Origin of the sequence: Promineifilum sp. (SeqCode), assembly GCF_041918635.1 — a bacterium.
Taxonomy (GTDB): domain Bacteria; phylum Chloroflexota; class Anaerolineae; order Promineifilales; family Promineifilaceae; genus Promineifilum.
In genome coordinates, this window is the sequence record NZ_JAYRVJ010000772.1 from 1 (window position 1) to 9,222 (window position 9,222).

The 9,222-nt window shown below is 65.3% G+C and carries 4 protein-coding genes; 2 read left to right on the forward strand and 2 right to left on the reverse strand.

The window, feature by feature from the left end; all coding sequences use genetic code 11:
* The first annotated feature begins 306 nt into the window (after nt 1–306).
* The gene (locus ACE3UY_RS22175) at nt 307–1,578 is read left to right on the forward strand and encodes a glycosyltransferase family 4 protein (protein ID WP_374689648.1); all 1,272 of its coding nucleotides are present in this window, start codon (nt 307–309) and stop codon (nt 1,576–1,578) included.
* 58 nt (nt 1,579–1,636) lie between these two features.
* Here the strand turns inward: ACE3UY_RS22175 and ACE3UY_RS22180 are convergent, their stop codons facing one another.
* Together ACE3UY_RS22180 and ACE3UY_RS22185 are read right to left on the reverse strand one after the other, a co-directional pair.
* Nucleotides 1,637–2,116, reverse strand: a complete 480-nt coding sequence (locus tag ACE3UY_RS22180; RefSeq protein ID WP_374689649.1) for an N-acetyltransferase family protein — start codon at nt 2,114–2,116, stop codon at nt 1,637–1,639.
* A 115-nt stretch (nt 2,117–2,231) separates the two neighbouring features.
* Nucleotides 2,232–8,021, reverse strand: coding sequence for a choice-of-anchor Q domain-containing protein (locus tag ACE3UY_RS22185; RefSeq protein ID WP_374689650.1), 5,790 nt, complete (start codon nt 8,019–8,021; stop codon nt 2,232–2,234).
* Nucleotides 8,022–8,599: 578 nt separating this feature from the next.
* Here ACE3UY_RS22185 and ACE3UY_RS22190 point away from each other — a divergent pair.
* On the forward strand, nt 8,600–9,222 hold a 623-nt coding region (locus ACE3UY_RS22190), incomplete at its 3' end, for a cyclic nucleotide-binding domain-containing protein (protein ID WP_374689651.1).

Sequence of the window (9,222 nt, forward strand, 5' to 3'; positions counted from 1 at the left end):
CTCCGCGTCCTCGCCTGCCTCCCGCGCCCGCACCTCGTACCGCCACCGCCGCTCCCGCCCGTACTCCACAACGTACTCCCCGGTGCCCCCCCCCCCCCCCCACCCCCCCCCCCCCCCCCGCCCCCCCCGCGGCCGGGCCCCACCGACAAAGGGGGCCCCCCCCGGGGGCGGGGGGCGGGGGGGTGGGGGGGGGGGGGGGGGGGGGGGGGGGCGGGGGAGCGACGAACGGCGAACGGGGAACGACGAACGACCAACTACCACCGGCCACTGACTTACTGAATACTGCTTACTGCTCACTAACACACCATGACACTCCCTCGCCCCCCCGCCCCCCCGCTCCCCCGTCCTCTTCGCATCGGCCTCGTCACCGGCGAATTCCCCCCGATGGAGGGCGGCGTCGGCGCGTTCACTGAGCAATTGGCGCGGGCGCTGGCGGCGTTGGGGCACGAGGTGACCATCATCACGTCGCGCCGCGCCAGACCCTCCCCCCTCCCTCTGGGAGGGGTTGGGGGAGGGTCTGGCGGAGGGTTAGCGTCTCTCTTCCAGCCCATCGACCTCGGCTACGCTCGCCTCTACCCGCGCGTCGGCCGCTGGCGCTGGCCCAGCCTCTCCACCATCGCCGACATCGCCGTGCGCCACGATCTGGAGGTCGTCAACCTCCAGTACCAGGCGGCGGCCTTCAACATGGGCAGCGCGGCCATCAACTACCTGCCCTGGCGGCTGCGCGGCGTTGCGCCGACCGTCGTCACCTTCCACGACCTGCGCGTCCCTTACCTCTTCCCCAAGGCCGGCGGGCTGCGCCAGCATGTCGTGCGCGCGCTGGCGGCTCGCGCCGCCGGCTGCATTGCCACCAACGCCGCCGACTTTCGCGTCCTGCACGGCTGGACCGACCGACCGGTGCGCCAGGTCCCCATCGGCAGCAACATCGACGCCTACGAGCCGAACCACGTCGAGATCGCCGAAGTGCGCGACGGGCTGGGGCTGGGCGTGGGCGACGTGCTGCTCGGCTACTTCGGCTTTCTCAACGAGACAAAGGGGGCAGATACCTTGATCGAAGCGTTGGCGCGGCTGGATGGCCGCTATCACCTCGTCTTCATCGGCGGCCAGACCGGGGCCAGCGACCCGGCCAACAACGAAGCCTTTCTGGCCGGTCTGCGCGGCCAGATCGACCGGCTGGGGCTAAGCGCGCGCGTGCACTGGACGGGCTTCCTGGCCTCGGTGCGCGTCTCGGCTCACCTGGCGGCGGCCGACCTGATGGTGATGCCTTACCGCGACGGCGTCTCGTTGCGCCGGGGGACGCTGATGGCCGTTCTGGCCCACGGACGGCCGCTGATCACGACCGCGCCGGCCGAACCTACCCCCGAACTGCGCCACGGCGAGAACGTGTGGCTCGTCTCGCCCGCCGACCCGGCGGCGCTGGCCGAGGCCGTCGCCACGCTGGCCGCCGACCCGGCCCGCCGCGACCAACTGGGGCGCGCCGCCCGCGTCCTGGCCGGCCAGTTCGCCTGGCCCGCCATCGCCGCCCAAACGGCCGGCTTCTTCGCGGAGCTTCTAGAGGCGGTAGGGACTAGGGGTTAGGGGCTAGGGACTAGGGAAGAGCGTTCTTATCTAGTCCCTAGCCCCTAACCCCTAGCCCCTAGCCCCTACTCCAAAGCATGGTCAACGAGTCGCCGCTCTGCTTGACCGCGACGAACCCATGTCGCTCGTAGAGTCGCCTCGCCGGGTTGTCGGCGGCGACGCTGAGTGAGACACCCGGATAGCGCCGCGCGGCTTCGCTCAACAGTCGCGTCAGAAGCTGCGAGCCTATGCCCCGGCCGCGATAGGCCGGCAGCACCGCCATGGATAACTCAGGCGTCTCGTCATTTACATAACCATAGCCCGGCTCCGGCTCAGCCAGCGCCCGCAACCAGACCGCGCCAATGGGTTGCCCGTTCATCGCGGCTACAAAGCCCGAATCATCCGGGCGACCCCAGCCATCCACGTAACGGCTGAGTTCCGGCCGCCGGACGATGTGGCGCGGCAGCGGCGGTTCGTCCGGCCGCTGATAGATGGCATAGTAGAGCATCTCCCACAGTGTGGATTCGTCGGCCGTCGTTGCACGTCGAATCGCAATCACTTATTCTCTGACTCAAGAGCTCACGCAAAGTCCGCAAAGTTTGCCAAGGACGCAAAGAAGCAACTCGTTCTTTGCGTTCTTGGAATTCTTGGCGCTCTTTGCGTGAGCCTCTTTCCTATGGCAGTGCGCCGTCTACTTGCAGGCCGTCCACTTTGACGCTCAGCCCATTGGTCTGCGCGTTGAAGTACGGCCCGCTGAACTGCCCTGTCGCCCGGTCAAAGCGGTACACCATCGAGTGCCCGCCGGCCGCGCCGTCGACGTTGAACGTGCCCTTCGTTGTCAAGTAAAGGATTTGCCCGTTGGCGCTGGCCGACAAGCTGTCGAGCGAGTCCTTGGGCATGCCCTCATTGGAGCCATCCAGCACCAGATGCCACAACCCGGCCGTGTCCTCGCCATCATTCGTCATGCAGAAGCCCAGCACATCCTCGCCGCCGAACTTGAGCTTCTTGTTCTGGTAATCTTTGACCTCGCCCTTGCCGGTGATGCTAATAAGCAGGTATGCCTGGCAGCCTGAGCCGATGGGCGACATCGAGCCGGGCAGAATGTGCAGCGCGTCGATGTTCTCGCTACTGCCCTTCAGGCCGACCTCATCCCCCTCAAAGTAGAGATAGAGCTTCGTGCCATCCCACCGCACCAGGTCTTCCCCCTTGAGCTTGTCGTTGATGTTGGGCAGCTTGCGATTCTGGCCGCTCAAGCTGAAGATGACCGCCGTTCCACTCGTGCTCGGGATGTAAAAGGCGTCGATGTTGTCCTGGTTCTTGCTCGAGGTCAGACCGGCGTTGGAGCCGTCGAACCACTTCGACCACGCCGTGCCGTTCCACTTCAGGATGTCCTCGCCGCTGAAGCTGGTTGCGCCCACGCTGCCTGGCTTGTCGGCCGAGACGTAGATCGGGACGGTCGGCGGGGGCGGCGTCACATTGTAGGTGTTGGTCACCGTCACGTCGGTGCGCGCGCCGGGAGCCACTGTCAGGTTGGTCTGGTCAGCCGGCTCAGTCCAGTTGGGGCCGGCGTCCTGTTCGCTGACCACGTAGCTGCCGCCCGGCACGAGGTCGCCCCACTCAGCTGTGCCGCCGTCCCCCGTCACGGTCTTGCAGTCGGCGGCCAACTCGGCCGGGCCGCCGCTGAGGCACACCGTGAACTGGGCGTTGGCCGGATAGCCCTGGCCGACGATGTCCTTGGTCACCCGCAGACTGCCTCCGGCTCCCACCGCCTCGACAGTGTAGTAGTTGCCGTGATCCAGCACCGGGTTGACGTTGCCGGCATTGTCAGCCGCCTGCACGAAGTACTCATACTGCCCCGTCGTGGGCACAACGATCGTCTTGCTGGCCGTCATCGATCCGGCGTTGTAGTCCAGATCGACTCGCGACCAGCTGTTGCTATTCACGTGGCGATAAAGGACGACCACGCGCAGTACGCCCGTTGCCGGAGCGAAGGACGCGCCGTCGCGATCCTCCACCAGCGCCGTGAAGGTCAACTGCCGGTTGGCGCCCGGTGTCGCCTCCACCTGCCAGACGGCCGGGGCGGTGTAGTCCGGCTCCGTGCCCGGCGCCTCGTAGACCAGCAGTTGCAGGTTGCTGTAGAGCCGCATGACGCCGACCGTCTTGGGGCTGGACGCGGTCGAGGTGGCGTGGAACTGGCCGGGCGTGACGACGATGTTCTGCGAGTAGATGCCCTCGCCGATGTCCCAAAAGCGGTTGACCGACGCTGGCATCATCGTGAACCACTGCGGCACGTCGTGGCGCGCCTCGCCTGGAACCTCATCACTGTCCTCAAACAGGATGCTCATGACCACCGGATCGAAGTTCGGCTGATCGGTGAACGTGCCGCCCAGCATCAACACGCCGCGTACCACGTTGTTGGCCGAGTCGCGCGAGATGGTCGTGCGCGGCAGTACCGGCCGCTCGCCCGTCTGCAGCAAGTCCGTCTCGCCCTGAATCCGGTAGTAGCTGCCGCGGCTTGTGTTCTGCGGCGTGTAATTCAGGGTCAGGTTCAAGTTCGATTGCGTCAGGCCCGGTATAGGGGCTAGAGAAGAGTTCAGAATGCTCCCTTGCTCCCCTGCCCTCCCGCTCCCTTGCGGGGCCGCGGCCTGAGCCTGGTTAGGTAGCGCCACCCGCTGCATCGGCAACCCATACAGCGCCATCTCGCCCATCAGCTTCTCGTCGTAGACGCTGAGCGTGCCGGCGGCAAGGCTGTTGAAGTACGTCTGCTTGGCCTCCAGCAGCGCGCCGCCCACGGTGGGGTCGCCGGCCGCCCCACCGCCTTGTCCCAACTCCTGGACGAAGTTGAGCATCAGCTGCTCGGAGTAGGCCAGCAAGTCCACGTCGCCATAGCCGAAGCCCGTGTTGCCCACGAAGCTCGCGCCCTCGCTGCTGAACATCTGCGCCCAGTCCGCGCCGGTGAAGGGCGTGCCTGGCGCGTACCAGCGGTCGGCCACGTTCAGCCCCGATTGGCAGCCGACTGAGAAGACCAGTGTTCCGGCGAAATCATTGGCCGCATTGTCATCCACCTCGTCGGCGTAGACCAGGTTGCCCGCCTCTGTCGGGCTGCCATTCGGATAGAACAGGTGGTGGTCGAAGTGGGAGTTGAGCGAGATGAGATCGTACTTCTGGCCGCTCAGCGCCGCCGCACGGAAGTCCGATCCCCGCCAGGCGTTGTCGATCAGCCGCGTCTGTTCCGTCTGAGCGCTGATGCCGCGCGCGTCCAGTTCGGCCGAGACGGCGTTGGCCTGGTCAATCAGGAAGTCGTAGCCGGTGATGAGCGCGTTCTGCGGCTCAATCGTCTCGTTCCCGGCCTGATAGACGGCGATCAGGTTGCTGATCTGCGCCGGGCTTTCCACCAGCCGGCCGATGGCGAACTGCGGCAGGTACAACTCGCGGCCGAAGGCGTTGTAAGGCAGTACCGCGGCGTAGTAGTCATCGGACAGATAGTAGCGGTTGGTGAAGGCAGCGGCGATAGCCGGATCCTCCGCCAGGTTATAGCGCCGCTGGTTGGCGACCAGGGTGGCGTCGATCATCCGCCGGTGGGGCACGATCTCGTCGCCGCCGGCCAGCACGATGTACTTCAGGTTGGGGTAGGCCGGAATGATGTCGTACAGGAAGTGCTTGATCGTCTGCGCCAGCCGGTTGGCCGTTTGCGGATTGCGCAGTTCGGCGGCCGTGTCCTGATCCCAGGCCGTGTAGGCGGCGCGCAAGCTGAACCCACCCGCCGCGTCTTGCACCGTGTCCAGGTCGTAGACCACCCCATGCACCGTCGGGTCGGCAGCCAGCGCGTTCAGGCTCGTCTGCAGCGCGCTCACGTCGCCCGCGCTGTAGCCCGCCTCGCTGAACCGCGCCAGGTTAGTCAGGATGATGGTCTCTACCGTCGCGTCCGTCGGCGGCGTCGTGAAGTCGCGCTCTGGCTCGGCGGCGTTTGTCGGCAGCGGGTCGGGCGTGGTGATGTTCACGTCGAGGGTGAAGGGCTGGCCAATGGCCGCCTCGTCGTGGGCGATGACCCCCAGGAAGTAAGGGCCGGACAGTTCGTGAATCTCGTGCTCGATGCGCTCGTTGCCGGCGACGTTGGCCGGGCCGCTCTTGATGGACAACCCCACCAACGTGCCATCCACGTTGTCGCGGGCGATGTCGCTCAGTTGGGCAATGTCGCTCAACTGAGCGATGTCGCTTAGTTGGGCGATGTCAGACAGTTGGGCAATGTTGTCCAGTTGGGCCAGGTCGATCAGGTCGCCGATATTAGCCAGCAGGGCAATGTCGGACAACTGGGCGATGTCGCTGAGTTGGGCGATGTCGGACAGTTGCGCAATGTCGTCCAGTTGGGCGATGTCGGACAACTGGGCGATATCGCTAAGTTGGGCGATGTCGGACAACTGCGCCAGGTCGCGGATCGTCCCGTTCTCCTCATTGATGCCGGGCGCGAACAGATACAGGTCGTAGTCGTAGTCGCTGCTGAGCGTCACCACGATGGTCGAGCCGGCCGTCGGCACGTTGAAGCGATACCAGTTCGGGTCGGCCGGGTTCACCGCCGTGTCGGTGGTGGGCGTCAGGGGGATTTCGACCGCATCGGAGCGGACGCGGTTTTCCAGCACGATGCGCACCGTCGCCGGCGCGGAGCAGTCAGCGCCATCGCAAGCGCGGTAGGTGAAGGTATCGGCCACCATGTCCGCGCCGTCGTGGGTGTAGCTGAACGTACCGTTGGGATTGAGCGTGAAGGCACTGTCATGTGTTGGCGCACTAACCAGTTGCGCCGTTAGAGAGTCGCCCCCGTCAGGGTCGCTGTCGTTCGCCAGCACGGAAGTCTCGCCGCTATCGAGCGTCGTCACCGTGTCGCCGCTGTTTACTGTGGCCGAGTCGCCAGCCGCTGTCGGGGCCTGGTTGGTGAACGTCGCCATGAACTGGGACGAATCGCTCAGCGCCCCGTCGCTGACGGTCAAGGTGATCGTCGTCGTGCCCGTGGCGTTCAGCGCCGGCGTCAGCGTCACCGTGCGGTCGCCGGGGCCGGCCCCATTGCCGATGACGACGGATGCGTCGGGTACGATGGCGTCGTCGCTCGACGTGGCGCTGACCACCAGCGAGGCCGGCGGCGTGTCGCTGTCGGCCACCGTGAAGGGCAGGGGGCCGATGACTGTGTTCTTGGGCGCCGTCTGGTCGGGCACGTCGCTGATCGTCGGCCCGGCACTGGGTGCGCCATTGCCCTCGAATGCCCCACTGTCGCAGCCCGCGCCCTGCGGCCGGGCCACGCCGCGCTGGTCGGTCGCCGGACAGTTAGCGCTCACGACGTTGAACGCCGCGCTGCCCGCGTTCAGGGCCATCGTCAGCGTCGGCCCGCCGTTGTCCGCCGGCAGGCTCAGCAGCGGATTGGCTATTGTGCCCGGGCAGCCTGAACCATTCCAAGTGACGTTACCGCCGCCGTCCGTGATACCAAACGTACAGTTGGTACCCGCGCCCGTGCTCTGGAGAATGCTGTTCTGGACTACGAGCGATCCGGTCTCGTAGGACAGCGAATCACCATCGCCGCCGGCGTCGTTAAAAGCCAGCGTGCTATTGGTGATGGTCATGTTGCCCATGCGGTTGTTAATCGCCCCGCCATTCACCGCCGTGTTATTGTAGAACGTGCTATTGACGATTGTAAACGTCGTTGAGTTGCTGCGGATGGCTCCGCCCGTCCCACTGCCGTTGCCGCTAAAGAAGCTGCGCTGGACGTTCGCGGTGGTAAAAGTCTCCGTGTAGATAGCCCCGCCGGCCGTGTCCGTGCCGGTGATCTGGTGGCCTTCCGCGGTGTTCAATTGGAAGGTGCTATCGGTGATGGTCGCCGTGCCCTGCGCGATGCACAGCCCCCCGCCGGCCCAAGGCGCGTCGTTGGTGTTGAACTCGCTGTCGGTGACGGTCAGCGCGCCGCTCGATTCATGGTAGATGGCCCCGCCGCATTCGCTGGGCAGGTTGACGCTGGTGTCGCCGTCTCGCGAGCGGTTGTTGAAGAGGACGATTTTATCAATAGTCAGCGCGCCCCGGCTGTGGATCGCGCCGCCGCGCAACTCGCTGCCCCCTTCCAGGTCGACGTTGCGCAGGGTCAGCGCTCCCGTTGTGGCTACCTCAAAGAAGCGGAAGTCCGTTTCGGCGCTGCGGGCAAGCGTCACGCCGTCCGCACCCTCGATCGTGATGTCTGACGTAATCACCGGCAGGGCGTTGTCGCCGTTAACCGTGGTGTTGTCGGCGGCTGTGATGGTATACGTTCCAACGCTGAGTTGGATCGTGTCCGGGCCTGGATTGTTGGTCTCATCATTGGCCTGGTTGATGGCCAGAATCAAGCCCGGCAAGTCGCTGACGGGGAAATTGGCCGCCCGGACGGGCGCGCCGGAAAACAGCGCGATGGCCGCGGCCAACAAGAGTAGGGGCAGACCTAGGTGTCTGCCCACGCGAGAAACGCCGGCTGAAGCAAGTCGTGTTAAAGGGAGCATGGGTTAATCCTCTACGTGACCACCTACACATAGCGCAGGCTGTGGGACTAGCGTAGCTTGTCCAACTGCGTCAGCGACTCCACTAAACGTATATGGCGCTCAACCGCCCCTGGTACCGATGCCCAGAAAGGCGAGAAGCGCGTTTAACATCGTCAACGAATGAGCAACTTGGGCAGACATGTAGGTCTGCCGCTGGCGCGCGGCTAGTAGAAGGGGAATTGGCCGAACGTAGGGACAGACCTATGTGTCTGCCCCCGTATCTGCCTAAGCCAACACCGTGTCGTAGCGCATGGGACCTGCTCGCCAGGCACGGCAACACTATAACACACCGCACCCCGTTTTGCATGTCGCGTCCGTGACATTGTGGGCGACCTTTTTGCTCATTCGCGGTGCGAGTGACGGGTCATTTGACCATCAGCCCTTCTTGGCACACCGCGGTCGTCACAGGTAACATACGGCCGCTTTATTTGTAAGGCGGGTTGCTAACCCGCCTCACGGGTTGCCAACCCACCCTACAGTGGCAGATGACGCGAAATATGGTTATAAGTGAACGATCTCCCGCTGATCCGTCACCCGCTCTAAGCGTCCTGACCGCCAGCCCGCTCTTCCACAACCTGGAAAGCGCCGCGCAGGTTGAGATCGCTGGCGATCTGACCTTTGTCGCGCTGGCCGCGGGCGAGGCGCTCTTCCGCCAGGACGACCCCGGCGACAGCATGTACATCGTCGAGAGCGGCCTGCTGGAAGTCCGCGTGCGCGAGGCGGACGGGGCGGAACTTGTGCTCGACCGGCTCGACGCCGGCGAGGGCGTGGGCGAGATGGCCCTGTTGACGGGCCGGCCGCGCACGGCTGACGTCGTCGCCATGGTGGACAGCCGTCTGCTGTGTATTCCCAAAGGGGCCTTTGATCGTCTGGTCGAGCGCCGTTCGACCATCGCCGCCGATTTCGCTCTGGCCATCGCCCCGCGCATCCAGCGCCTCCAACTGGCGGGCATCCTCACCCGTCTATTTGGCCCTCTAGACCCGGCGACACTCCACACCATACAGGAGCAAGTGACCTGGCGGCGGTTGGCCGACGGCGAGCGGTTGTTTCACCAGGGCGAGCTGGGCACGTCGATGTTCATCGTCGTCAACGGCCGGCTGCAAGTTGTCCTGGAGCGGGA